At 53.2% G+C, this 26248-nt stretch carries 20 protein-coding genes; 15 read left to right on the top strand and 5 right to left on the bottom strand.

Going from position 1 to position 26248, the window contains the following annotated elements; genetic code table 11:
* Positions 1-43: 43 nt before the first annotated feature.
* Complete coding sequence (locus BN8_RS25185; protein ID WP_009284772.1) at positions 44-781, bottom strand: nuclear transport factor 2 family protein; 738 nt, start codon at positions 779-781, stop codon at positions 44-46.
* Positions 782-1283: 502 nt separating this feature from the next.
* Here BN8_RS25185 and BN8_RS25180 point away from each other — a divergent pair.
* The 6 genes from BN8_RS25180 (at position 1284) to BN8_RS25155 (ending at position 10237) form a co-directional block, all read left to right on the top strand.
* Positions 1284-3656, top strand: a complete 2373-nt coding sequence (locus tag BN8_RS25180; protein WP_040006517.1) for a TonB-dependent receptor — start codon at positions 1284-1286, stop codon at positions 3654-3656.
* Between the two features lie 13 nt (positions 3657-3669).
* Positions 3670-4911 (top strand): sialidase family protein, encoded by a 1242-nt coding sequence (locus BN8_RS25175; RefSeq protein ID WP_009284770.1) that lies wholly within the window; start codon positions 3670-3672, stop codon positions 4909-4911.
* Positions 4908-5651 carry a DUF5602 domain-containing protein gene (locus BN8_RS25170; protein ID WP_051041128.1) on the top strand — a complete coding sequence of 248 codons (744 nt, stop codon included), beginning with the start codon at positions 4908-4910 and terminating at the stop codon, positions 5649-5651. Before BN8_RS25175 ends, BN8_RS25170 begins: the two co-directional genes overlap by 4 nt.
* Before the next feature lie 482 nt (positions 5652-6133).
* On the top strand, positions 6134-7324 hold the full coding sequence (locus BN8_RS25165; protein WP_144051804.1) for an acyltransferase family protein: 1191 nt from the start codon (positions 6134-6136) through the stop codon (positions 7322-7324).
* A gap of 38 nt (positions 7325-7362) precedes the next feature.
* Entirely contained in the window at positions 7363-8574 is a 1212-nt protein-coding gene (locus tag BN8_RS25160; RefSeq protein ID WP_009284767.1) for a hypothetical protein, read from the top strand.
* A gap of 64 nt (positions 8575-8638) precedes the next feature.
* Complete coding sequence (locus tag BN8_RS25155) at positions 8639-10237, top strand: DUF8832 domain-containing protein (RefSeq protein ID WP_310589793.1); 1599 nt, start codon at positions 8639-8641, stop codon at positions 10235-10237.
* Positions 10238-10240: 3 nt separating this feature from the next.
* Here BN8_RS25155 and BN8_RS25150 read toward each other — a convergent pair whose 3' ends face one another.
* Complete coding sequence (locus BN8_RS25150) at positions 10241-11569, bottom strand: esterase-like activity of phytase family protein (RefSeq protein WP_009284765.1); 1329 nt, start codon at positions 11567-11569, stop codon at positions 10241-10243.
* A gap of 268 nt (positions 11570-11837) precedes the next feature.
* On the opposite strand from BN8_RS25150, the gene BN8_RS25145 reads away from it, so the two are divergent.
* The 3 genes from BN8_RS25145 (at position 11838) to BN8_RS25135 (ending at position 16135) form a co-directional block, all read left to right on the top strand.
* Positions 11838-14123 (top strand): hypothetical protein, encoded by a 2286-nt coding sequence (locus BN8_RS25145; protein ID WP_144051803.1) that lies wholly within the window; start codon positions 11838-11840, stop codon positions 14121-14123.
* 20 nt (positions 14124-14143) lie between these two features.
* Positions 14144-14899, top strand: a complete 756-nt coding sequence (locus tag BN8_RS25140; RefSeq protein WP_009284763.1) for an SDR family oxidoreductase — start codon at positions 14144-14146, stop codon at positions 14897-14899.
* Positions 14900-15013: 114 nt separating this feature from the next.
* Positions 15014-16135, top strand: a complete 1122-nt coding sequence (locus BN8_RS25135) for a glycoside hydrolase family 130 protein (RefSeq protein WP_009284762.1) — start codon at positions 15014-15016, stop codon at positions 16133-16135.
* On the opposite strand, the gene BN8_RS25130 is transcribed toward BN8_RS25135, so the two are convergent.
* Genes BN8_RS25130 through BN8_RS25120 form a run of 3 tightly spaced genes read right to left on the bottom strand, consistent with a single transcriptional unit; the run spans position 16104 to position 20276 of the window.
* Entirely contained in the window at positions 16104-18326 is a 2223-nt protein-coding gene (locus BN8_RS25130; protein WP_040006514.1) for a sensor histidine kinase, read from the bottom strand. The genes BN8_RS25135 and BN8_RS25130 overlap by 32 nt on opposite strands.
* A 13-nt stretch (positions 18327-18339) precedes the next feature.
* Complete coding sequence (locus tag BN8_RS25125; RefSeq protein ID WP_009284760.1) at positions 18340-19527, bottom strand: M20 metallopeptidase family protein; 1188 nt, start codon at positions 19525-19527, stop codon at positions 18340-18342.
* Positions 19528-19580: 53 nt separating this feature from the next.
* The gene (locus BN8_RS25120) at positions 19581-20276 is read right to left on the bottom strand and encodes an RDD family protein (RefSeq protein ID WP_009284759.1); all 696 of its coding nucleotides are present in this window, start codon (positions 20274-20276) and stop codon (positions 19581-19583) included.
* Between the two features lie 183 nt (positions 20277-20459).
* Between BN8_RS25120 and BN8_RS25115 the strand changes: the two genes are divergently transcribed.
* Genes BN8_RS25115 through BN8_RS25090 form a run of 6 tightly spaced genes read left to right on the top strand, consistent with a single transcriptional unit; the run spans position 20460 to position 26179 of the window.
* Entirely contained in the window at positions 20460-21404 is a 945-nt protein-coding gene (locus BN8_RS25115) for a stage II sporulation protein M (protein ID WP_009284758.1), read from the top strand.
* Positions 21401-22276 (top strand): hypothetical protein, encoded by an 876-nt coding sequence (locus BN8_RS25110; protein ID WP_009284757.1) that lies wholly within the window; start codon positions 21401-21403, stop codon positions 22274-22276. Before BN8_RS25115 ends, BN8_RS25110 begins: the two co-directional genes overlap by 4 nt.
* Positions 22277-22300: 24 nt before the next feature.
* Complete coding sequence (locus BN8_RS25105; RefSeq protein ID WP_009284756.1) at positions 22301-23182, top strand: DUF7847 domain-containing protein; 882 nt, start codon at positions 22301-22303, stop codon at positions 23180-23182.
* Entirely contained in the window at positions 23163-23945 is a 783-nt protein-coding gene (locus tag BN8_RS25100; protein ID WP_009284755.1) for a DUF4129 domain-containing protein, read from the top strand. The genes BN8_RS25105 and BN8_RS25100 overlap by 20 nt, the downstream gene beginning before the upstream one ends.
* A gap of 12 nt (positions 23946-23957) precedes the next feature.
* The gene (locus BN8_RS25095; RefSeq protein WP_009284754.1) at positions 23958-25139 is read left to right on the top strand and encodes a DUF4350 domain-containing protein; all 1182 of its coding nucleotides are present in this window, start codon (positions 23958-23960) and stop codon (positions 25137-25139) included.
* Between the two features lie 50 nt (positions 25140-25189).
* Complete coding sequence (locus BN8_RS25090; protein ID WP_009284753.1) at positions 25190-26179, top strand: AAA family ATPase; 990 nt, start codon at positions 25190-25192, stop codon at positions 26177-26179.
* The last annotated feature ends 69 nt before the right edge of the window (positions 26180-26248 follow it).

Here is a 26248-nt window from a genome sequence, read left to right as displayed (position 1 = left end):
AGCCGAACCCGTTGCATCACGGGTTCGGCTTTAATTAGAACCGCTACGCTGTCATGCGCTTAAGGCTCCACTGTTCGACGATTTTACCGTTGCTCAGGCGAAAAATGTCATAGAACATGGTCGCCTTCCGCTCGAACCACCCACCAGCCTGCACGGCAACAAAATCGCTTTCACCGATAACCCGATGCACCTGGTCAATGGTAAGGCTGTTGGCCTTCTGGTCCAGATAACTTGCTAATCCGGCGAGTCCATTGGCAATTGCCGGATTGTGCTGAATCAAATCGGGCGACACAAAGCGGGAAAGATCGCCAAGGTGTCGCTTAACAAAAACAAGCTCGTAGAACGTACTGACAATCCTCTTGTTCGCCACCGTCGGGGTGCCATCCTCCATGGGCATCGGTCCATCCATGATCGGGTTGCCAGTGGCGGTTACTGCGGGTGCATCCTCAACGGCATCCCAATGCTCTGCCATTTTATTATTCTCAAATCGGAATACATCTACTACGGCTTTTCGCTGACCGTCCCAATCGAAGCAAAGGTTCGTCACGACGTAGTCGCCATCGGCGATCAGGCGCGTAAATGGCTCAGACGTAGTGGCCGGTCGGGGTAACTGCTTCATGTACTGAAGGGCCTCAATAACACCAGCTTTGCCAGGCTTCATACCCGGACTGTGTTGTATATAATCATCGGCTAATACCTGCTCGGCGAAGGCTATATCGCCCTGACCAATTGATCGGACGTAGAAATCACGGATAATCGATTTATTGAACGCTTGTTGCATGGCTATTTCGTCTAAAACAGTGAGTAAAGAGCATCAGGAAGCCGACGGCCAAGGTGAATCTAACAGGCATACACGCGCCCTGTAATCCCCATTGAATACGATTTCCGAAAGCTGAAAAAGAGATGTAGTAACTCCGCCTGAAACGCAGAGTGTAGGGCAAAATCAGTCTACCTGCCCGAAGTGGGCGTTTTTAGATGCAGGCCGGAGTGTGTATTGGAAAGGATTGTCAACGAGGCAAATGTAAAGACTTTTCTGATACAAGGACACAATTGCGCTTTTGTAAGACAAGAGAGTAATGTGTTATTTATACGTTATAAATATCTGTCCATCAGTTCATTGTGGATAGCTTGTAAAGGGCTGTGTCGCAAATGTCCACGGCCTTAAAAAGTCGTTTCACCGGGGGCTTTTTCCGCTTCATCAGATTCGTGTGTCAACACTGAAGAAGGTTGAATCCAACTTTGGCTCAGTAAACAACAAAGAGAGCCGGGTACGGCCTTTAACCATGAAACTTGTGTCTATCATCTGTACCGTTGCCCTGGTAATGAGCAGCTTATTGTTGCAAGCGCAACAGATCACCTACCAGGGGGTCGTTATTGACGGGCAAACAAAGGAACCCGTTCCAGGCGCAACACTCCGGCTGCCGGGTACGCAGATCGGGACGGTTACCGATGAGCTGGGACGCTTCTCGCTGCCAACCGCCCAGCCATGTGATCATCTGAAGGTATCGAGCGTAGGCTACCAGGAAACGCTTATTGCAGTCTCAACCGGCAAAATGGTCGTTTCGCTAACCCCGAAGGTTGAGGATTTGCAGCCCATCATCGTAACCGCCAGCCGCGAAGCTCAGGTCCGTTCGGAAGCGCCTATGGCTATAAGCCGCCTGTCGCCGACACTGCTTCAGGAAACCAAAGCCGTTAACCTCTACGAAGTTATCAACAAAACGCCGGGCGTGGTGATGCCGAATCTGGGTAACGAGCAGCACTCGATGGGTATCCGCCAGCCGTTTGGTACCAACGCATACTATCTGTATCTGGAGGATGGACTGCCTGTTCGGCCGATGGGCGTTTTCAACCATAACGCCTTGATTGAGTTGAATGCCTTTGCTATCAGTTCGGTCGAGGTAGTGAAGGGGCCTGTATCGTCGCTGTATGGTCCGGAAGGAGTCGGGGGAGCAATTAACTTCCTGACACACCGGCCGACGGCCGTTCCTGTGGTACGTGTGGGGGTGTTGGGCGATGGCTGGGGGTATCGGCGCGTACAGGCCGGAGCCGGTGGCATGTTAACCAAACGGTTTGGCGTATTCGTGGGTGGGTCAATGGCGCGGCAGCGGAATAGTTGGCAGTCGCAGAGTGATTTTGATAAAGTGTCGCTCAATACTCGTGCTGAGTATGTACTATCCGACCGTACCCGGCTAATCGCAACCACAGTGTTCAACAAATACCACTCACAAACCAGCGGCAGCGTCGACAGCGTAGCGTACTACAGCCGAAACTATACCAGCACTACGGATTTCACGTACCGGGATGTGTACTCGCTCCGGTCACGACTAACGCTGGAACATCGCTGGTCGGCCCAGGGCGAGAGCTTTATGACGGCGTTCCGACGCGACAATAGCCTGAAGCAAAATCCAAACTACAGCATTCGCTGGAAGTCAGGGGCTACGACCGCAACGGGCGAGATTAACGACAACAGTTTTAGCAGCCTGGGCCTGATGGCGCAGCACAGCCAGCGATTTGCCTGGTTGGACAGCCGACTGATTGCCGGGGCGCTTTTCGACAATTCGCCGAACACGTACTACGCGTACCAGACCGAACTACAGGCCGTACTTCGTCCCGATAAGCGGTCGGTGGAGCGGTACGTGCAGGTACGCGAACTACCTGACCAGTTCCTGAGCCGCTACGAAGCCCGCATCCGCAACGTAGCCGCTTATGCTCAATACGATTTTAGTCCGATTCCCCATGTGCGACTGACGCTGGGTGTTCGCTACGACCGCATGAGCTTTAACTACGACAACTTTCTTGACAAAACGAGGGGGATAAAAACGTACGAGCAGGCATCGCCCAGACTAGGGCTGACCTACGATCTGGGACGTAGCCGGGGTTTGTACGCCAACGTGAGCCGGGGTTTTTCACCGCCCGGATTGACGGCCGTTTTCCGGAAGAACCCGAACGTCGGGCCAGGGCAACCTCCGTTCTATTATAACCTACAGCCCGCACAATTTACGAACGTAGAAGTTGGCGGGTGGGCATCGCTGCTGGATCGGAAAGTGGATTTCGACTGGAGCATTTACCAGATGGCCGGCCGCAACGAACTGCTCAGCATTCGGCAACCCGACAACTCAACCGACTATCAAAGCGCGGGCCGGACCCTGCATCGGGGCGTTGAATACAGCCTGACCTACAAACCATCGGATCAATTGTTTTTCCGGTTCGGTGGTACAAACGCCGTTCACCGGTTCGTCGATTTTGCTTTGAGCAACAGGCAGTCGGATGCGGTACGAAACCTGGCCGATTACGACATGCCACAGGCCCCGCGCTGGATCGCTAATACGGAACTGACCTACAAACCCTGCTGGGCAAAAGGGCTCCGCACGGCCCTGGAATGGCAACGTATCAGCCCGTGGTATCAGAATCAGATCAATACCGTTCGCTACAACGACCGCGGAGCATTTGGTGCGCCGGGTGTCAGTGTGATCAACTTCCGCACGGGCTATGTCTGGAAGGGCCTTGAAGTCTATATGAACGTATTGAACCTGACCGATGAGCTATACGCCAACAATGCCAGCCGTGGCAACGCACCCACAGATCGGACAACGTTTACACCGGCGGCTCCGCGCACGGTTGTTGTCGGCTTACAGTATCAATTCACAGGGAACTAATCGGGTATCACCAATGAAAACTACACTACTCCTGATCGCTCTGTTCGCCCAACTGGTTGCGTCCACTGCCCGGCCAATCGGCTTGACAATGCCAGCCGACTCGCTGCTGAGTGTGCCAAACGCGATGTTTCCAAGACTGCTGAGCGATCACCAGGGAAAACCGGTGGTGACCTGGGTGGAACGTACCACGACCGAACTGTCCCTGGTTTACCGCGTATCGTCAGACGGTGGCCGGACGTTTGGCTCTTCCGTACGCATCGCCTTACCCCCCACAACATCGGCTCACGGCGAAGACGTACCGAAGTTGATTTTCAAAGGCGATGGTGCCCTTATGGTTGTGTACAGCTTGCCCAAACCTACGCCGGATGCCCTGCGCGCTGGTGACCTGCTCTACATAACTTCTTCGGACAGGGGTAAATCCTGGACAACTGCCCAGCCAGTTCACCGCGATACGACACCGGGGAAAAGCCACTCGTACGCTGACCTGACGCGGTTACCCGACGGTGAAATTGGGCTGGTCTGGCTGGATGAGAAACTACCGGGCAACGAAGGGCGCTCGGTTCGGTTCACGCAGACGCTGCCGGGCGGTGGCTTCGGTCCCGAAGTGATTATTGACTCGAACGCCTGCCAGTGTTGCCGAACGGGTATTCTGGCCGATGCTGGTGGGCGTATCTACCTAACCTACCGTGACTGGCTATCCGGGTCAAAAGGTGAAACGGCCCAGGCTATCCGTGACATCAGCTACGTCGTTTCGACGGATGACGGCCGTTCCTTCAGCCAACCGAAAACGCTGGGCAACGACCGCTGGCAGATTGACGGCTGCCCGCATTCAGGCCCGCAACTCTACAATCAAGGCGGTGTCGTTTATGCAACCTGGTATTCCGGTGCTGCGGGTCAGGAAGGTATCCGACTGGCTCGTCTGGATGGACTGACCCAACCTGAGCAGATTGCGGGGCCACAGTTGCAGCATCCACAATTAACCGGCTGGGCCGATGGGCGGATGGCGATGGTTTACGAAGAACTAATCGGCGAGGCTCCCGATGCGTACCGGCAGGTTGTTCTGCGGCTGTATCCGGTCAAAAGTCGACCTAAAACGATGATACTCACCCCACCGGGCGAACGAACGTCTCTTCCAGTGGTGCTGCCGACTGCCGATGGCCTGCTGGTTGCTTACCAGGTATGGCAGGAGCAAAACACCAGCGTTACCCTAAAACGAATTCCTTTTTTTTCAACCATAAACAATCAAATACCATGAATCTCTTCGCAATTGCGCTTGTAGCCGCATCGACTCTGATCGGGTCAACCGACACGCCCACGGGCGACAAGAAACCAGCCACGACCATTAAGTACGGGGAAGCTCAGAAAGCCGGTAACGGCATGATCCGCTCGTTCGTACGACTCGACGAAAAAGGTAACCCAACGCAGGTGGGAGTTGCCATTTCGGAAGCCACGCTCAGCAGTTTGTCAACGGAAATGTCGCACTGGATTTTATATCCGCCCAGGGAGGCCGACAAAACCCTGATTAAGCACATCGCCTTTGGCTGGATGCCACACGGCCATGAACCAGACGGGGTCTATAACGTACCTCATTTTGACTGCCACTTCTATTTTACCAGCAACGAAGAGCGGGATGGCATCAAGCCGAATGATCCCCGTTTCGTGAAAAATCCGGACCCTGCTTATTTGCCCAAAGGGTTGGTGCGTGATGCGGGAGTTCCGCAGATGGGTGTTCACTGGGTTGATCCGACCAGTGGCGAGTTTCAGGGTAAGCTGTTCACGACGACGTTTATCTACGGTGCCCTTGATGGCCAGGTAACCTTCCTGGAGCCGATGTTCACCCTTGATTTTCTGAAGAAAGTACAGGACGAGCAAATCCCGGTCAAGCAGCCCGAGAAAGTTGCTCAGCCAGGGTATTACCCAACCACATACCGGTATGTCTACAATGCTGCTGAGAAGCAGTATGAAGTGACGCTGGAAAACTTGGTAAGCCGTTAGTAATTGGTTAGCGAATCACCCCCGGGCAAGCAGCAAGGCATCCATACCTTACTGCTTGCCCGGGGGTGATTCGCCTGGTTGATTCGCGTTATTGCATTTTAGTATTAAAATGTATTCATAATTGTCGTGGCTGAGATATTTTTAAAAAAATTTATAATTAGTTTTCGGCAGATTTTGGTCCTACTGTTAAAATAAAGACTAGTTAAAAATACTCGATGTTAAGAATTTATAGAGTAGTGTGAATATTAAGTTAAATCAATGCAATTCAATTGTTTATAGATAGATATTTTCATCAAAAATTGTTCGTTTAAAGCATAATTACTTAGATTTTACATGCTATTGCGCTCTCTATTTTTACTTATTTCTTCCTGCGTTTCGAGGCAACCGCTTAGTTAATTAGCTGGCTATCACCGTCTGGCTATCATTAAGTTTGTTTAGTACCCAAAAAAAAGAGTGCCCACTTTGTAACTGTTCATTTAACTGTGTCTACTTCTGGAAAAGTACGTTATTACGGCCTGGACTCCGTGAGGGTCAGTATGATGATGCTGGTTTTGATTGCCCACGCAGGGGCAAGTTACGTTGATAGACCTAGCCAAAACTGGGGGAATTTTCATGACACCAGGTACAATCACCCCTTCTTCGAATACCTCTTCCTTGTAATCAATGTGTTCTGTATGCCGGTCTTTTTTGTGTTGTCAGGCTTCTTTACGGCCCTGGTGACGCAGCAGCAAGGAATACGGTACATGATTATCAATCGGTTCAAGCGGATCTTCCTGCCGTTTGTGGTTTTTTTAATCCTGATCTTCCCGGTTTCGTACGTGGGTTTTCAGGTTGCAGCCAGTGGCTCACTCCAACAAGGGGAGGTAGCCATCCGTGCTCTGCTTAATGGACAAGTGTACTGGGGACTGATTCATCTTTGGTTCATGTACTACCTATGGTTACTGTGTATAGTAGCCGCAGGGGTACTGTTTGTCGTAAACAAAATGCCTGCGCAATGGAGACAGGCAGGTATGGCGCTATTCGAGCGGATAGCCACCAGCCGGGTTTACTTGCTGATACCGGGTTTGATTTCCTATGTGGCCCTGTTGCAGATGTACGGACCGTGGACTGAAACGCCCGCGTCCTTCAAACCATCGCCCCGGATGCTGCTGTTGTTCGGTATCTTTTTTGGGTATGGTTGGTTGCTAAAGCATAGTAGCCGCTTGCTGCAACGCTTTACAATCAATCCCTGGCTGAATTCTTGTCTGGGAGCAACGTTTGGAATCGCTTATCTGCTGGTTCTGTTCAATCCGCAAGCTTTTCCTAGCCCGGTTGTGTATTTTATCACAGCTATGGCCATGTCGGCTAGTTGTATGTGGACGTTCATTGCCGGGTTGATTGGCCTTGGTGTGCGTTATAATAACCCGACTCCGTTTAATACGGTGCTGGCTCAGGCATCGTACTGGATATACCTGGTACATTTACCACTGGCCATCTGGATTCCCTACGCGCTGCTTGACTGGCAGGTCTCCGTTTTTATAAAGTTTGGTATAACCCTCACCGGTATTCTGCTGCTCACCTTCGGCTCATACCTTCTGTTGGTACGCGGTACGTTTATTGGCCGTTTCCTGAACGGCCGAACTTACCCACCCATCGCCCTGAAACGGCCTAAGCTGCAAACGCAGTCCGCTTAAACCCTTACGCATCATTAGAATTAAACAGCTGAAGTGAGATGAACGCGGCCTTTCCTGCCAATTCCACCACATTAGTTCAAGAGTCGATAACTAAACCATCGGCAATTACTATTCCATCTACGATCTATGCGGTTGTGCTGTCCTCGCTCCTCATTGTATGGAGTATTGTCTGGGATATTATGTGGCACATGAGCATAGGTCGGGACGGGTTGTTTTCGCCACCCCATGTTTTGATGTACGTTGGAGCCATCATTGCTGGTTCCTTTGCAGGTTACACCATTCTTGCCCGAACGTTTAAAGCGAACCATCCCGACCGGATTCAATCGGTCCGGTTCTGGGGTGTATTCTACGGTTCCACGGGGGCTTTGTTCTGCGTGTGGGGGGCCGTTGCCATATTGACGTCAGCTCCGTTCGACAATTGGTGGCATAGCGCCTATGGACTGGATGTGCAAATACTTAGCCCACCCCATGCACTAGGTCTGTTGGGGATGACCTTACTTCAATTTGGGGCTTTGGTAAGTGTACTGACACTACGTAATCAGCTTAAAGGGAAGGAAGTTACCGAAGCAATACAGAAACGCCTGGAACTCCTGTTCATCGTGTCGGCGGGGTTTTTGATGACGATGATTTACATTCTGTTCTATGAAAAATTTATGGATTCGCAGGGGCACAGATCTCAGTACTACATACTCGCCAGCCTGTTTCTGCCTGTTTACATGATGTCAATTGGCCGTACTTCGGCAAGTGCATATCCGATTACAAAGCTGGCGACTATATACATGCTGACCATACTGGTGCCTAGCTGGATACTCCAGTTTCTGCCGGCTACGCCCAGGCTGGGCCCGGTATTGAACGATGTGACTCATTATCAGCCGTTCCAGTTTCCTTTCCTGCTGGTTATTCCGGCCTGGGTGCTCGATAAGGTCATGCAGCGGTATCCAAAACACTGGAACGACTGGCAGTTGGCCGGTTTAGTGGCGATTCTCTTCCTGGTTACGTTCACGGTCATTCAGTGGCCGTTCAGTGAATTTATGCTTACCTCGGCCTGGTCAAGGAACTACTTTTTCATGAGTTACACCTGGCCATTCAACGCGCCGGCCGATTATCCGTATCGGTATCAGTTCAATCCCGGGCTGCACGAAAATGCGATCCAATTGGTACGTGGGTGGGCAATCGCCCTTGTAGCTGCCTTCTTATCAGCCCGGACCGGCCTGTGGATCGGTGCCTGGATGAAAAACATATACCGGTAAACGTGCTCCTGGAATGTTGAAGAAACTAGTTTACTTACTACTGCTTTCCCTATTTTCAAGCTCTTTGATTACTATCCCGGCCCTGGCACACGTAGGTAGTCCGGGGGTGGTTATGCAACGGTCGGCGGGGCCTTACCGGGTTCTGGTTCACATTACACCACCTGATGTCGTGCCCGGTACTGCCCAGGTTTCCGTATGGGTAGAACAAGGGCGCGTGCGAACCTGCACGGTTCGACCGATTTACTTCGACAGTGGTGACGAAGCGTCGCCCACGCACGATGAGTTGAGCCCGACCGACCAACAGTCGACACGCTTTGACGGAATCGTCTGGCTGATGGGGCTGGGAGCTACCAGCGTTGAATTGCAGCTAAACGGCCCTGATGGTCCCGCTACAATTGAGATTCCCGTTATGTCCATTGCTACGGCTCAACGTGATATGCCAGCTATAACCGCCTTACCGCTGGTGCTGCTCGGGACATTCCTGTTCGTTCTGATGGTCACTATTGTTGGTATCTGCGTAACCCAAACTCGGTTGCGGGTTGGTCAGCAGCTACCCGCTTCGTGGCAGCGTTCCCGATTGGTGGCTATGGGGCTAACCTCGACATTGTTGCTGCTTGTTTTGACGGGGGGGCGATTCTGGTGGAATAGCCGGGCTCGCTTCTATTCTGATATTGTCCTGTACAAAGCCCCTAAAATCCGGCCGTCGGTTGAGTCGTCGGAGCTGGGCAATCAACTAACAATTACCATTGATTCGAATAGTATCAGGCAGCAGTCGCGACCGTTGAGTTTTCTGGTTCCGGACCACGGTAAGCTGATGCACGTATTTCTGGTTAAGATGTCGGATGCCGGCGCGTTTGCGCATCTGCATCCAACCCGGCTTGATACGTTGAATTATCGGGCCGCTTTACCGGTGTTGCCCAGTGGTCAATATCGATTGTATGCCGACATCGTGTACCGCAACGGATTCGCGGAAACACTGACGGATACGCTGACCATTCCCGTCCTGTCGGCGACTTCATCGACTCGCTTTTCCAGTGATGATAGCTGGTTGATTGGTCAGCCAGTCGATGCGATTCGGCAGTTGCCCAAATTAGATGCTACCATGGCGCCCTGTGGTGTACCGGCAGTTCGGGTCCCGCTCGCCGACGGCAGTTCATTAGTCTGGACGGATAAACCCGCTCAGACGCTGGAGACGAACCAGATGTATCGATTGCGCTTTGCCGTTGCGGATAAGGCAGGACGACCGGCTCCGCTGGAACCCTATCTGGGTATGACTGGTCATGCCGTGATCGTGCAGACCGACGGTTCCGTGTATACGCACCTCCACCCCGTCGGTACGTATTCGATGGCCGCTGAAGCTTCGCTGGTAGAGCGAATCGAAGATACAGCCCGAGTGTTCCGTTATCCCGACCCCCGGCAATTTCGGGATAGTATCGACCGGTACATAGCTGGCTTGCAGGAGCTTTCAGACGATGAACGAAATAAAGAACTGGCCGGGGCTATGCAGGGCATGGACCATCCGGCCAGTAATGGGCTTCATTCAAATATGGTCGAGTTTCCGTATCAGTTTCCGCAGCCCGGCCGCTACCGTATCTGGGTGCAGGTTAAACGGAATGGCCAGGTTCTTACGGGGGCTTTTGACACGATTGTTGAAGCGGATTAACGGTTATTTCAGCGGCTGCTTCAACGTAATGAAATAGACCCGGTTTCTATCGACCGTACCGTTAGCCAGCAGCTTTTGGATGTATGTGCCGGTACCGAGGATCCCAAAGTCGTCGTCATTGGAAATGGCCAGCGTCTGGGCACCAATCAGCGCAATTCCTTCGGCCTTGTCGTGCGGATAAACCGGGGTTACGTCAGTTGCCAGGTCAAGCACCAGTTGCTTGCTGACCGGCGTGATGCCGTTGGTTTGCAGGTTGGCTAACGTCTTCAGTTCTTCGACTGTTTTGCCGCCGTACAGTTTGCCGTTCGCGCCATTGGCTGGGTCAGAGATGTCGGTGGCTCCGGTCAGGTCAATCTTATACACCCGCTTGAACAGCGTACTCTTGTTGGCGTCGCTGCCAAACTCACCGTCGCGTTCCAGCACTATGAACGTCGTGTTTGTGATCGCCGTGATTTCGCTGTTAGCCTGTAGGTTAGCCCGCTCGATGAGGTAGACGTACTGCTTCGTAGCACCCGTTGCGATGTCGAACGTCAGGATGCGGGTAACCAGCGAGCCGGAAATAGCAGCCGCCGACGGGTTATAGAGCGGAAATTGCATGATGCCGACGAGTGTCTTGCCGTCGGGCGTAATGGTCAGGCCTTCCATGCCCCGGTTAGCCCGGCGCGTTGCGAAAACGGACGGAATCTGGCGTCCACCGGTGCCATTATTGAACGGGCTAATCCGCTCGATGGTCCGGCCGGTTGCATCCAGATGAACCAGATGCGGACCGTATTCGTCGCTGAGCCAGAAGGTACCATCCGGAGCCAGGGCCATGCCTTCGCAGTCGATGCCATCCACACTCGGCGGGATGGTGTTATTCGACAGGTCAAGGGCTGTTTCGCCCGTACTGCCCTGATTGGCTGGGTTAGGCAGGCCATTCAGTTTACCGCCCACGCTGTTTTTCAGTTCAATAATCTGCTCCAGTACCATCTTGCCGTCTGTACCGACCCGGAACTTCCCGATCTGCGGAGCGAAATCCGGCCGGGCGAAAATCTTGATATTCGACGTACCAGCAGGCCCGTCAATGTTCGGTCCCCGGTCGGTGAGCATGTAGAACACGGCCGGATCATTCGGCTCAGCCACGATGGCTGAGCCAAAACCGCCGTTGTACACGTTCACGCCATTGACAGTAGCCAGAACTGTGGGTAGGAATGTACCTGGATTAACAGCGTCCGTAAGGGCTGGATAGCCCGGCGGGGTAGGAAACCGGTGGTCATTGCAGCCTACAGCCAGCAGGGAAACAGCCGTTGTTATACTGACGAGTGCGGTCAGCGAAGTAAAGGATTTGGACATACAGGGGAGAAATTGAGATGAAGGTGTAAAATTCGGCGTGCGGTATTACCTGATTGTGAAGAAGTTTCTCGCCAGTATGAAGCGATTGTTAAGCTTTCGCTGCTACGCCCGTACTGGCCAATGCCTACGCCGTAACCTCGGTACCGTATTCTTATTTCTGCAGCCACTGCGAGCTTGTACTTGTTTCCTACGTTGGTTACATGAATACTATGAACCAGTTCATTTCGAATTGCTTAATCCGTATCATGACTTTGTAATTGGTAATTATATGTCCGTAGGTGTTTTTTCTTCGCACGAACCTGCTCAGCCAGAGGTGATTTCACAATGGGCATTAGGGTTAAAGAAATCTCTCGGTCAGGAGCAGAATCGAACGGCTGCTGATCTTCAGTTTACGACTGGCCACCTGGAAACCTGCCTCGATACTACCTCGTTCTGGCTTATCTACACTCCTCCCAAAGGAGCTAAGGTGGCAATTCGAGCCTGTTATGACCCGCAGGGGCTATATGAGTGTACAAGTGAAAACGACGGAGAGCACGTACTCGACTTCCGGCTCAGCGGGGCACTTGGCCAATTCCACGTAAGGCTCGAACTGCTGGATACCAACGCGCCCTTTCTACGTTATACGACGTCGTTGCGACCAGCGAATGCGTTTACGGTACAGTCGTTCCCACGGGACATTTACCTGCTTGACAGAACCTACGATCCACTGAAAACCGAGGGCGTTGTTCATATTACGCAGAATGGCCCGACATCGGGGCTGGCATATGTGTCGTGTCTGAAACCGAAAGGGCCAACGGTTTTTTACTTCCAGAATTTATCGGCTCTGAACGACTTTTTTGAACAGACCCAGACCGAACCTAGCAGCGTGGTCGGCGCGAAATGGCCGGAGTTGGGATTGTCGCTTCCGTCGTCGGACAAACCCCTCGCCAAACACCAGGACGTAGTGATCTCCGACGCCTTTGTGACGTTACGTACCGACGTGCCGAAGGACGACTACCAGACGGCCGACTGGTTCATCGATGAATTTGCGCGCGTGTACCGGCTGCTTGATAAACCAGCAACGACGTATTACGACTGGCCTCAGGCGGCTGCCAAAACCATCCGGTCACTGAGCCGTTCGTCGGCCTGTCACCAGCGAATCAAAAACCGGTTCTACCTCAATGCCTACGTCGGCTCCTCAGAAAAACCGCCCGAGAGCATGGTGCAGTTGTGCGTACTGGTGCCGATGCTAGCCTATCAGGCCTGGAAAGGACGCCCGTCAAAACTGGCTGAACAACTGCTCCAGAGCGTACCGTCTTTCTACCGCGACGACCTGAAAACCGTAGTGCGGTGGTTACCTGGTCAGCCATTTCAGAAATCGGAACTGAGCGAGGAAGAAGACCATGACAAAATGGACTCCTGGTACCTGTTTCATATTCTGATGAACCTGGGGCGTCTGGCACTCCAGGGCGACGAAACGGCCAGGGATATTTTTCTTAAGTCGCTCGATTTTGCCATTGAAGCGGCTCATCGGTTTCGATACGAGTGGCCGGTGTTTTACCACGTAAAAACGCTGGAAGTGTTGAAAAGCGAAACGAAACCGGGCGAAAAAGGCGAGCAGGATGTACCGGGTGTGTACACGTACGTAATGATGCAGGCCTTCGAGCTAACAAACGATGCGCGCTATTTACGCGAAGCGGAACAATCGGCTGGAAAACTGATCGGGAGCGGCTTCAATCTCCTTTATCAGACGAATATCACAATCATGAGCGCCCAGGCACTGGCCAAGTTGTGGAAAACGACCGGAAACCGTCTGTACTTCGACCTGAGCCGGCTTTGTATTGCCAACACTATCGCCAAGATGTGGGCCTGGGACTGTTCGTTCGGCTTCGGTAAAAACTACAATACGTTCATGGGGGTTTCGTGTCTGAAAGATGCCAGCTATATCGCGGCTTATGAAGAGGGTGAATCGTTCGCAACCGCACTCGACTACCTGCGCATTGTTGGTCCCGACGCGTCGCCTGCGCTTAGCCTGATGCTGGCTGAATACATGAAGTACCTGCTTAACCGGGGACGCCACTACTACCCGTACGAACTTCCCGACGATGCAGTGGCCGATCAGCCCAAAGAAGGCCACATCCGTCGTCAGCTAACGATTCCCCTCGAAGATCTGCGTACCGGCTGGGAGCAGGCGGGGCAGGTTGGGCAAGAGATCTATGGGAGTGCCAGCGCTTTTGTGGCTGCGGCCTACGCGTACCAGCGTCACGAAAAAATGCCGCTGACGGTCTTTATCGAGTACCCCGTCATCGAATCCGGCTTTCGGGATAACCAGCCCGGACAGGGAGAGTATTTTGTTCATCTCGCCGGGGTGCCTGAGTTGTCCTGCCGGTTACGAATTCTTCCAAACTACGGCTCCCTGCCCAATGTTCGGGTGTTTACCGACACCGAAACTCCGCACGAAATTCCGTCAAAAGATCAAACTCAAACCTACATTGATTATGAGATTTCGGGCGGAATGCGTTATCGCATCGAGTGGCAGTCGGGTCGGAATAAACGCTCAACTACAAAATCCTAATTAACCGAAAACACAACGTTATGGAGAGTAAGAACGTACACACAAAGACTGAGTCCCTGGAGGGCAAACGAATTCTGATTACAGGCGGTACGACAGGTATAGGCCGCGCCACGGCGATTCTGCTGGGTTCGTACGGTGCCAGAATCTTTACGCTGGGGCGGCATCAGGAGCAGCTCGACGAAGCGCTGACGCAGATCCGGCAGGCGGGTGGAAAAGCCGAAGGGATAATCGCCGACCTGTCGAAGCAGGAGGACATCGATCGCGTTTTTCAGCAGGCTGACCAGACACTGGGCGGGCTGGATATTCTCATCAACAACGCAGCCCTGGCCGCTGAAGGCATCAGCGATATGGAAACCGAGGACTGGCGGTACGTGCTCGAAACAAACATGCTGGGGTACATTGGCTGCACAAAAGAGGCCGTTACGCGGATGCAGCAACAGCAAAAAGGCCACATCGTATTCATTGGCTCAATGAGCGCCGTTGGTCGCGAAGCCGGGAGTTCGGTGTATGTAGCTACAAAGTCTGGTATTCAGGGGTTTAGCGAATCGTTGCGCAAAGAAGTAAACGAAATGGGCATCAAGGTCAGCCTGATCGAGCCCGGCAAGGTAAAAGCGGACATTCACGGTACGAGCGCCGACGAGCAGGAAGAAGAAATCGCCAAAGAAGAAATGTTGTTGGCTGAAGACATTGCCGTTGCTGTCCATTATATCCTCACTCAGCCGCACCGCTGCGACGTTGTTGGGCTACAGATTCGGCCGCATAAGCAGGCGATTTAAGCTACCGTTCTCAATTTCATGTATGGGTTGATGAGCAGCGGTGGTGTCAGGAGCAGCTCCTGACACCACCGCTGCTCATCAACCCATAGTCCCCTATTCTGTTGCTTCTACCCTATGAGTTTCCCAACCGACTTCATCATATTTGGTCCCAATGATATTGATCTTCAACGATCGCCATTACGCCAATCAATCCAGGCCGATACGTATGTGCTGGGGGCTTTCAACCCGGGTCTGGCGCGGTTGCCGAACGGGAACCTGCTCATCATGATCCGGGTAGCCGAAGCCCTGCGCCAGCCGATTGTCAGTACCCAGATTCATAACATTCGCTGGGACCCTGAGCGCGGCTACGTCCTGGATGCGTATGAACTGAACGAAGTAAATGCTGCCGACCCCCGGAAGTTCCAGATTCTCGATTATCCCTTCAGGGTGATGGCGCTCACGTCGTTGTCGTGGCTGCTGCCGGTTGAACTGAATGAGGACGGTACCGAAGTTCGGGATATTCACTACGACAAAATCATTGCGCCCCAGCGGTCGTATCAGGAGTACGGGGTAGAAGATGCCCGCATCACAAAAGTTGGTGATACGTACTACATGACCACTTGTTCGGTCAGTGCCGAGCGGCATTGCACAACATTATACACCTCAACCGACGGCCTGAAGTATGATTTGCAGGGCATTGTTCTGGATCATCAGAACAAGGATATGGTGCTGTTTGAAGGTAAAATCAACGACAAATTTTATGCGCTGACCCGGCCGCTTGGCGACCTATATTTTGCCTACGCCCCCGACAGTCCATACCTACCGGGACCAGCCATTCACCTGTCGGAATCCCCTGACGCGCTACACTGGAAACCCGTCGATGAACCGTTTCTCCGGGCGCGCAAGGCTTCGTCGTCCACCTCGAAAATCGGCGGAGGTACGCAACCCATTTTAACAGACAAAGGGTGGTTACTGCTGTACCACGGCGTAGAGCGGCACGGCGTCGTCGGTATCTACAGTACGTTCTGGGCGCTGCTGGACGCGAACAATCCCGCCCGCATCATACGGTTGGAGGATCAATCGCCCATCCTCTCTGCCCGGCCTGATTTGCTGGAACACCTGAAAGACCAGATGTACGTCACGGATGTGGTGTTCACGACCGGCCTCGTCGACGCGGGTGATTACTACGTTGTCGCTTCCGGCGAAGCAGACCTGGCCTGCCGCATTACGCACGTGCCGAAGGAGGTGTTTGCGTAGGCAAGCGAATGGTGAATTCCGTTCCTTTGCCTTCCTGACTCTCAACGGTCAGCTCGCCGTGGTGCCCTTTGGTGATGATGTCGTAGGAAAGGGATAGCCCGAGTCCCGTACCCTGTCCAGTAGGTTTAGTGGTGAAGAACGGCTGGAAAATCTTACGTTTTACCGCTTCTGGGATACCTGTGCCATTATCCCGAACGCAGATAACCACGTTGTCGCCGTAGTTCTGGGTCTGTACTGTCACCGTTGGTTGATACGGAGCCTGCTGTTGTTCACCGTCTCTACAGGCCTTTTCCTGTACGGCATAAAAGGCATTGTTGTACAGGTTGAGCAACACCCGGCCAATATCCTGGGTAACTACGGTCACCGTGGACAGGGTGGGATCAAAATGGGTAATGAGTTGGCAGTTGAACGTTTTGTCTTTGGCCCGCAGGCCGTGGTAGGCTAGCCGCAGGTATTCATCGGCGAGGGCATTCATATCGGTGATTTGCTTTTCGCCGGTGCTGGCGCGGCTATGCTCAAGCATTCCTTTCACAATGGCGTCAGCCCGGCGACCATGATGGCGGATCTTCCCCAAGTTTTGGTGCAGATCTGACAAGATCTCCTCTTCCAAGGCTTCGTCCCGTTGGGCTTTGTGGCGTTCTTCGGCCAGTTCGTCCAGCAATTCCTCACTGACTTCGGCAAAGTTGTTGACGAAGTTGAGCGGATTCTGAATCTCATGGGCAATACCGGCCGTGAGTTCACCCAGCGAGGCCAGCTTCTCTTTCTGAACGAGTTGATCCTGAGTAGCCCGCAGCGTTTCGAGCGACTGCTGTAGCTCGGCCGTGCGTTCGCGTACCTGCTGCTCCAGGCGTTCGTTCTGGCTGGCAATCATTCGACTCCGCTCGATCTCGCGCTCTTTTTCAAGCTGCTCTTTTTCGATGGCCTGCTGCACTACTTGCCGACGCGTCATATTGTAGCGGTTGATAAGCGCTCCTGAAAAGAAGATAATCATCCAGGCAAAGCAGATCGTTTCGGCGTATTCAAAGATCGGCGGTAAATACCGGTTTATGTTGATCTGATAGTAGATACGGGCGAAAGTCCCCACCAGTGTATAGCTCCACCAAAAGAACAGTTGTAAAATGGCGATGAATACGTAGCGCGCATCCGCTACGTCTCGCTTCATCATTCGATACGTCAAGATTAAACAGAGAAAATAGACCACCCGAATAATCACCTCCAGCACCAGGTACATTTCTATCTGCGGAACCAAGGCGTAGCGGTAAGAAATGATCTGGAAAATATTCATCAGCACCGTTATTGCCAACGTAACGGTTATGGCTTTGCTTAGTGAAGCGAGCTGGGCGTCAGGCTGTACAAACTGCCGGATCGATTGAACGAAAAATACAAAGAACGTAATGAAAAAGAAGGTGGATACGAACCTGAACACATATGGATACTCGCCGAAAAAAGTGGCCTGGATATAGCTCGAGTTTCGGTCCAGAACAAAGAAGAGCAAACAGATAGCAAAATACAGGTATACCTTCTCCTTTGTGGAGTAGAAGATAGTCAGGTTATAGATTGCGGCTAAGAGCAGTATCCCGATCGCTATGCCTGCAAACCAGAAATCTTTCCACCCATCTTGTCCTCGGAAATAGCTGACAATGTTATCCTTGTAGCCTTTTTCGGTTTGAAAATAAGCTGATAGATATGTTATGGGTTCGTTCCATAGAGCAGTTTCAGTACGTTTATAGATGATTGTCTCCTGTCCCGATGCAAGGGATAACGGCAAACGGCTCTGTTCCTGCAAACCTTCATAAACCGGTAGCTGGCTATCGGACACAAGGTACCCCGTACGTTGATGCTGCCAGCGGTTGAGGGAGTCGCGCCAGTAAATATCGAAGTAATCTGCGACGCCCGACAAATACAGACGAACCGAGTGGGGGCGATCGTTCTTCAACCTCATCCGCTGCCAGTAGACATGTGCGACCCGGTACTTGTCGTATAGCTTCGCGTACTGAAACCCGGTACTACGTTGCGCCTGTTCGAAGGTCAACGTTCCTCCTAGATCTTCCAGTACCTGAAAATAGGCCGTATCCAGCGAAAACGTGGCCGTATCGGTTTTTATGGTATAGACCGGTGGCCAGTCGCGTTGTGCCAACGTACTGGTCGATACACCAAGCCATAAAAACAGATACAAGACACTTCTCTTCACGCAACAGACTGGGTTAAAGAAGTTCCAGCTCCCGTACGGCCAGCCAGCTCATCAGGCCGGCACCGGTTTCCAGGGCCGCTTCGTCGATATCGAACGTCGGCGTGTGCACGCCCGAAACGATCCCCCGCGCTTCGTTACGGGTACCCAGCCGGTAGAAACACGAATCGACCACCTGCGAGTAAAACGCAAAATCTTCGCCCGCCATCCAGAGGTCAAGATCAACTACGTTTTCGGCACCCATGTACTCAGTAGCCTGTGCCCGTAAGCGCCGAGTCAACTCAGGGTGATTTTTGAGGAACGGATAGCCGCGAACGATGGTGAACTCGCAGCTTCCGCCCATCGCTTCGGCCATACCTTCGGCCAGTTTCTGCATCCGTTGCAGGCCCTTCTCGCGCCATTCTTCGTTCATGCACCGGAACGTTCCCTGGATGGTCACTTCGTTTGGAATGACATTTGTGACGCCATCGGCAATGAACCGCCCGAACGATAGGACCGATGGGCTGGCGGGAGGGCGGTTGCGGCTAATGATCTGCTGCAAGGCTACGATGATGTGCGATGCAATCAGCACCGGGTCAATCAACGAGTCTGGCATAGCACCGTGGCCGCCTTTTCCTTTCACGGTCAGGTACAGTTCGTCGGTGCTGGCCATGTACATGCCTTCACGGAAGCCTATTTTACCCACCGGGATGTTTGGCGCTACGTGCTGACCGATCATGCTGGCCGGAGCCGGATTTTCCAAAACGCCGTCTTTAATCATCAGGGAGGCCCCGCCCGGGGCTTTCTCCTCGGCGGGCTGAAATACCAGCTTTACGGTGCCTTCGAACTGGTCGCGCAGGACATTCAGGATGCGGGCTACACCCAGCAGCGACGCCGTATGCGCATCGTGTCCGCAGGCATGCATGACTCCCTCAACGGTCGACTTGTAGGGTACGTCGTTGGCTTCATGGATGGGGAGCGCGTCCATGTCGGCCCGCAGGCCAACAACCTTTCGGCTGGGGTTTTTCCCTTCGACAATGGCCACCAGACCCGTACCGGCAATGCCTTCCTGGGGCGTCAGACCGATGGCTTTGAGCTGGTCCGCTACGTAGGCCGCTGTATTGTGTTCGTGAAACGACAATTCGGGGTGCGCATGCAGATGCCGACGGGTAGCAACAATGTCGGCAGCGTATTGACGGGCGAGCGATTTTATGGCGTCTTGCATAATTGGCTGGGCCAGGCTGGAACGGTCCGCCGTCGCGGCCTGACCTGGACGGTTTACTGTGTTGTTAAAAACTGATAATCACTGACGATCGTTTCCAGAAACGCACGGCTGTGTAAGTCGCTCCGGATGCCGGTCACTTCTTTAATCTTTTCGGCGGTGCGGTCCTGCACAGTGGCGTCGCCCCGGCGCAGGGCTTCACGCACGATGGCAATGTCGCGGTCCGACAGCAGCCGCACATCCGGAAACTGCACGTAGTAGTCCGTTCGCAGGGGCTGATACACGACATCATTGAGCGATACCGCCGGTTTAAGTTTAACGACGGTTGTGCCGGCGGCAATATCCCCAACGCGCTGTCCTTTGCCGTTGGCTGCAATGGCAATCACCGCAACCAGCCCACCGAAGAGCCTTGTGTCGACAATGCGCAGCAGCCACCGCAGCAGGTAAGCGCCCAGACCCGGCTGTGAACCATCCAGCATGACGACCCGGATGCCCATGGCAATTTTGCCGACACTACGTCCGTTGAGCAGCCATTCGCAAACCAGATCGTAGAGGAAAATGGGCAGGATCGCAATAAGTCCGACGTAGAAATTACCTGGCCGGATATCCAGCGCTGCCGGAACCCCAAGCGTTAGAACGATCCACCCCAGAAAGATCAGATAATCCAGTAGCGTAGCTAAAATTCGATCGCCGACGCTGGCCGGTTCGTACTCTAACTGAACGTTTTGGGAGGTCTGGATAGTAACGGACATGAGAACGCGGTATGAGTGGGCAGAGAGCAATCGTCAACGGTTTATTGGCATTGGTTCACCTGCTTTACAAAATTAGCACGCTTATACTTTGCCGTTCGCATAAAAATCGCCAATTTTTCAATCGCAGTATAGTAACTAGCCGTTGATACACAGTGGACGGGCCAACTCTCAACCAAATCACCTATGCGCGAAGCTGCTTTCGTTAAACGCAATACGGACAAATGGCGCGACATTGAGCAGAACCCGACCAACGATCCGGACGAACTGACGGCCCGTTACGTAGAACTGACCGACGATCTGTCGTACGCCCGAACGTTTTATCCAGACTCGACCGTAACGCGTTACCTCAACGGTTTAGCCGCGCAGATGCACCGGGGCCTGATGCAGAATCGGCGCGACGATCGCAACCGCTTCCTGACGTTCTGGACGTATGAGCTGCCTTTCCTGTTCCGACAGTCGCACCGATTGCTGTTCATCTCGTTCCTTATATTTTTTGTGGCCGGCCTGCTGGGCTGGGTTTCGGCTGCTCATGATAACACATTCGTACGGCTGATTCTGGGCGATCAGTACGTGAACATGACCCTGGAGAACATTAAGAAAGGTGACCCCTTGGGCGTTTACAACAGCGACGATCAGGCAACGATGTTTTTGCAGATCACGCTCAACAATATTTTCGTGTCCTTCCGTACGTTCGTGTTCGGGCTGTTTGCGTCGGTTGGCACCATGGCGATGCTGTTTTTCAATGGTGTCATGCTCGGGTCATTTCAGTACTTTTTCCACGAACGTGGTTTACTGCTCGAGTCGGTACTAAAAATCTGGATTCACGGAACCCTCGAAATTTCGGCAATTATCATCGCGGGCTGTGCCGGGCTGACGGTGGGGAATAGCCTGCTGTTTCCGGGGACGTATCCGCGGCTGGTGTCATTCAGGCGGGGTATCAAACAAGGGCTTAAAATTGCGGTTGGCCTGGTGCCAATCTTCATTACGGCCGGTTTCCTCGAAAGCTTCGTTACCCGACTAACCTTACCACCGGTCGTCAGTGCCGGCATCATTCTGGTGTCGGCGGCTTTCATCGTCTGGTATTTTATCATCTATCCCATCCAGCTCAACCGTCGTTTCCGTTCATGAATCAGCCGATCATACTCCATCGCCGACGAAATTTTACGGAGTTACTCAACGTATCGTTCGAGTACCTCGTCCGGCATTACCGAACTCTGTTGCCCCCCATGCTGGTGGTAGCCGGCATCATGAGCCTGTTGGTGAGCATTGCTACGCGGGTGTTTCAGATGGGGTTGATCCTACGCGCCCGAACGACAATATCCATGCCGACGGGGCGATCCACGTACTGGGGGTTGATGGGACCTCTTGTAACCCCTTCCTATTGGGTTATCCTGGTTTTGTCCTTGCTGAGTGGGGTACTGTTGAGCATGATTGTGTACAGCCACGTACTCAGCTATGAAGAGAATTCGGGTGAGTCCATTACGTTCAGCAGTGTCATGAACTGGTTCGAAGCAAAATGGTTCAGGGTGGTGCCTGTTGCGCTGGCGAGTGGGTTACTGGTGATGGTTGGGCTGGTGTGTTTTCTGATACCTGGCATCTACTGCGCTGTTGTTCTGAGTTTGATCACCTTCGTCGTCATGCGCGAAGACCTGGGGCTGGTTAGTGCCATACGCCGTTGTTTTGCCCTGATTGCCGGCAACTGGTGGCTGACCCTGGGCCTTATCCTGATTATGTGGGGTATCAACTTCGTTGTGCATACGGGCACGAACGCAATTGTTGTGGCTGCGTTGGGGCGTTATTATTTCGCGAATCCCTTAATTCAGGTGGTAATCAATACAGTGATGGGTGTTTTTGGTGCCTTGCTCAGTGCTCCGCTCTACCTGGCCCTCGCGTTCCAGTATTATAGCCTGCTGGAGCAGAAAGAAAGCATCGGACTGCTTAATCAGGTAGAGGCCATCGGCATTATGCCAGATCAGCAGCCCCATCCGGCCGACGAATAAATCACCCATCAACTTTATCTCCTCATGATTCAGCTTTTTCAACAACGTGACTTCGGCGACAAGACAAACGCCACCTTCACATACCTGACGCAGCAGTTTCGTAGCCTAAGCCTGGCGTTGCTGTACATTGCCGGTCCGGTAGCGCTGGCATCGGGGATTATGTCGGGCATCATACAGTCCAATATCCTGGAATTTTCGCGACCGACGGACGAAGGTGCGAGCTTTAAGGTCATCGGCCTTGCTGGTATGTTCTTCTCGCCGGTGTTCTGGCTGACGGTACTGGCCAGTGTGCTGGCTAATCTGATGGTCGCGCTCATTACCTACGCGCACATGAAGCTGTATGAGCGGACAAAAGGTGGCCCGGTAATCGTAGCGGATGTCTGGACCGAAGTGCAGCCGGTAATGGGCCGCGGATTAATTATTTCGGTGCTCGGGTCGATCATTACGTTCATCGGGTTTTTATTTTTCTTTATTCCCGGCATCTACGTAGCGGTTGTCTTTTCGCTGGCGCTGGTCGTTACGTCCTTCGAGGGGACTGATTTCGGCCAGACCTGGGACCGTTGCTTTAAGCTAATCCGCGAAAAGTGGTGGTCAACATTTGGGCTGCTGATTGTCATGGGTATTATCGTGGGCATTATGGGGCTGTTGTTCTCCATGCCGAGTACCATCATCAGCGGATTGGTGGCGGCTGACCTGCTGCCCGACCTGTCGCGTGTCTGGGTTGTAGTAGCCAACGTGATCAGTACGGTTGGTCAGGCGTTGCTGAACAGTTTGATTTTTATCGCCATAGGGTTTCAATACACAAATCTGGTTGAACGGCAGGAGGGGCGGGGACTGCTGTCGGCCATCGACTCCATCGGTACCTCACCGGCTCAACCGCGTGCTAATGATGAAGGTGATTTTTAAGAAACTAGCTGGCGTAACGGGCAGGCGATTTGTGCTGTACATGCTGCTGCTGGGCTGGTTCGTAGCATCAGTACCGGCCACTGCTCAGACGACCAAGCCTCAGCCACAACGCGTTGTTGAGGGTCAGGATGATAGGAGCCAGAGACCGCGTGTGCGGTATCCGTCTGAGGACCGACTGAGCGACTACCGCGACGACCGGGACTACCAGTATGACAGCGACCCGGCTCCGCCCGACAATCCGCTTGCCCGGCTCTGGCAATGGATATGGGGTAAAATCAGTGATTTTCTCCGCAGCGACTCGTACCAGAACGTTTGGCAATACGTGATGCTGGCGGTCATCGCGGCCCTGGTTGTTTACCTGCTCCGTAAAGCCGAGGTCTTGGGCTTCCTGTTTCCCGGCAAAGCGCAGGCCACTGATCTGGACTATGAAACGCTGAGTGAGAACATCCACGCCATCAATTTCGACGAGGCCATCGACGCAGCCGTGGCCCAACGCAATTTCCGGCTGGCGGTGCGGCTGCTGTATTTAAAAACGCTGAAACAACTGACGGATCAGGAGTGGATTACCTATAAACCCGACAAGACCAACCGCCAGTACGTGTACGAACTGGCTGGCTCACCGCTCCAGGCCGATTTCGAAGCCCTGACGCAACAGTTTGAGTACGTCTGGTACGGCGACTTTCCCGTAGATGAAGCCAGATATGCTCAGATAAGCAGTGAATTCCGGCAATTTTTTTGGGCGAAACAGCCGGTACGTGATTAACCAACCAGACCGTTGAGACCGAACAAATACCTCCTTATTCTGCTGGCGACCATACTGGTCTACGCGTTGTTTGAATACTACCGACCCAAGCCCATCAACTGGCAGCCGACGTATGAAAACGACGACAAGATCCCGTTTGGAACCAAGGTGCTGTATGACCTGCTGCCTGAGGCTATGCAACAACCTAGTGTCCGTACGGTGCGGCTGCCGGTCTATAACCACCTGACCGAATCGCAACTGCCCGCCCGGAGTAACTACGTGTTCATTTGCCGCGACTTCAACGTAGACGGTAACGACCTCCGGCAACTGTTCGCCTATGTCCGGAAGGGGAACAACGTGCTTGTTTCAGCCTATTACGTACCCGATAGCCTGGGCCGGGTGCTGGGTTTTAAAGCCGAAGTGAAAGCGCCTATCCTGAGCGATACGACGCTGGTCAACAATTTCGTGAATCCAAATCTGCGTAAGTCGGGGGGCTACAACTTCTTCCACGACGACGGCCGGAATTTTCTGAGGTTAACCAAACCGCAGAACATAACCGTTCTGGGGCGCAATGCCCGGGGGGAGCCGGTATTCATTCGGGTGCCGTACGGAAAAGGGCAATTCCTGATTCATAATCTACCGCTGGCCTTCACAAACTACTACGTACTGAGTTCTAAAACGTCGGATTATGCGTTCAAGGCGATATCGTACCTGCCCGCTTTGCCGACCTACTGGGACGAATACCAGAAACAGGGCCGCTTTGATGAAGAGCAACAGTCGATTCTTCGGTACGTCCGAACGCAGCCGGCCCTGAACTGGGCGTATTATCTGGTCGTTGTCGGTCTGATTATGTACGCTATTTTCGCCGGGAAACGGACGCAGCGGGTAATTCCGGTGGTGGAGCCGCCCCAGAATACCTCCCTGGATTTTGTAAAGACGGTCGGTCGGTTGTATTTTCAGCAGGGTGATCATGACAACATGGCCCGCAAAAGAATGCAGTATTTTCTGACCGAACTCCGCGAACGCTACGGCTTGAACACCACCGTACTGGACCGGGAATTTACTGAAACGCTGGCTCGCAAAAGTGGCGTCTCGATGGAGGAAACGGCCGAACTGGTACGCATGATACGGAACGCTCAGGCGAGTATTTCGCTGTCGGAATATGATTTGCTTACCCTGAACCGTGCAATTGAAAAATTCAACCAAACTACCTAAACCGGAATTGATCTGATCAAATCAGTTCAATCCCGGTCGGGCAACCATCTATGACTCCGCTTGAAACTCGTCTGGATTTAACCAGTTTAACAGTCGCCGTTGATGCAATCCGCACCGAGGTTGGTAAAGTTATTGTCGGTCAGCAGCAGACCATTGACCTATTACTGACGGCTCTGCTCGCCGATGGCCACGTCCTGATTGAAGGGGTACCGGGCGTTGCCAAAACCCTTACGGCCAAACTGCTGGCTAAAACTATTTCCGTGCAGTTCAGCCGGATTCAGTTTACGCCCGACCTGATGCCATCCGACGTATTAGGTACGTCGGTTTTTACACTTAAAACCGGCGATTTTACCTTCAAGCAGGGGCCTATTTTTTCCAACATCGTGCTGATCGACGAGATCAACCGGGCTCCGGCCAAAACCCAGGCCGCTCTGTTTGAGGTCATGGAAGAACGCCAGGTGACCAACGATGGTACCACGTACCGACTCGACGAGCCGTTTATGGTGCTGGCGACGCAAAACCCGATTGAGCAGGAGGGGACGTACCGCCTGCCCGAAGCGCAACTGGACCGGTTCCTGTTCAAGATTGTGGTTGGCTACCCAGCCCAGGCCGAAGAAGTGAACATCCTCCGCGGTCATCACGAACGCCGGAGTGCCGGCCACCGGAACCTGACGGATGCGGTTGACGCCGTAACGTCCGTTTTGTCGGCTGAACAGTTAGCAAGTCTACGCAGCCAGGTACATCAGGTTCATGTGGAAGACAAGCTATTCGACTACATAGCCCAGATTGTGCAGTCGACGCGGGCGAACAAATCGCTGTATCTGGGCGCATCCCCCCGGGCGTCCGTAGCGTTGCTGAATAGTGCCAAAGCCCTGGCTACGCTCCGGGGCCGTGACTTCATTACGCCCGAAGATGTGCAGGAACTTGCCGCGCCGGTGCTGCGTCACCGGGTGCTGCTGACCCCCGAGCGTGAGATGGAAGGGGGGACCGCCGATGACGTGATTGCACAGTTGTTACAGAAAGTGGAAGTGCCGCGCTGAAAAGTGTTCGGGTAGCCCTGGTTATCTACTGACGGCGTGAGCGTTTACCCGCCGTTTCCAGTCGGCATG

The organism is Fibrisoma limi BUZ 3, from assembly GCF_000296815.2.
Classification (GTDB): Bacteria; Bacteroidota; Bacteroidia; order Cytophagales; family Spirosomataceae; genus Fibrisoma; species Fibrisoma limi.
This window is presented reverse-complemented; position numbering and strand designations above follow the sequence as displayed.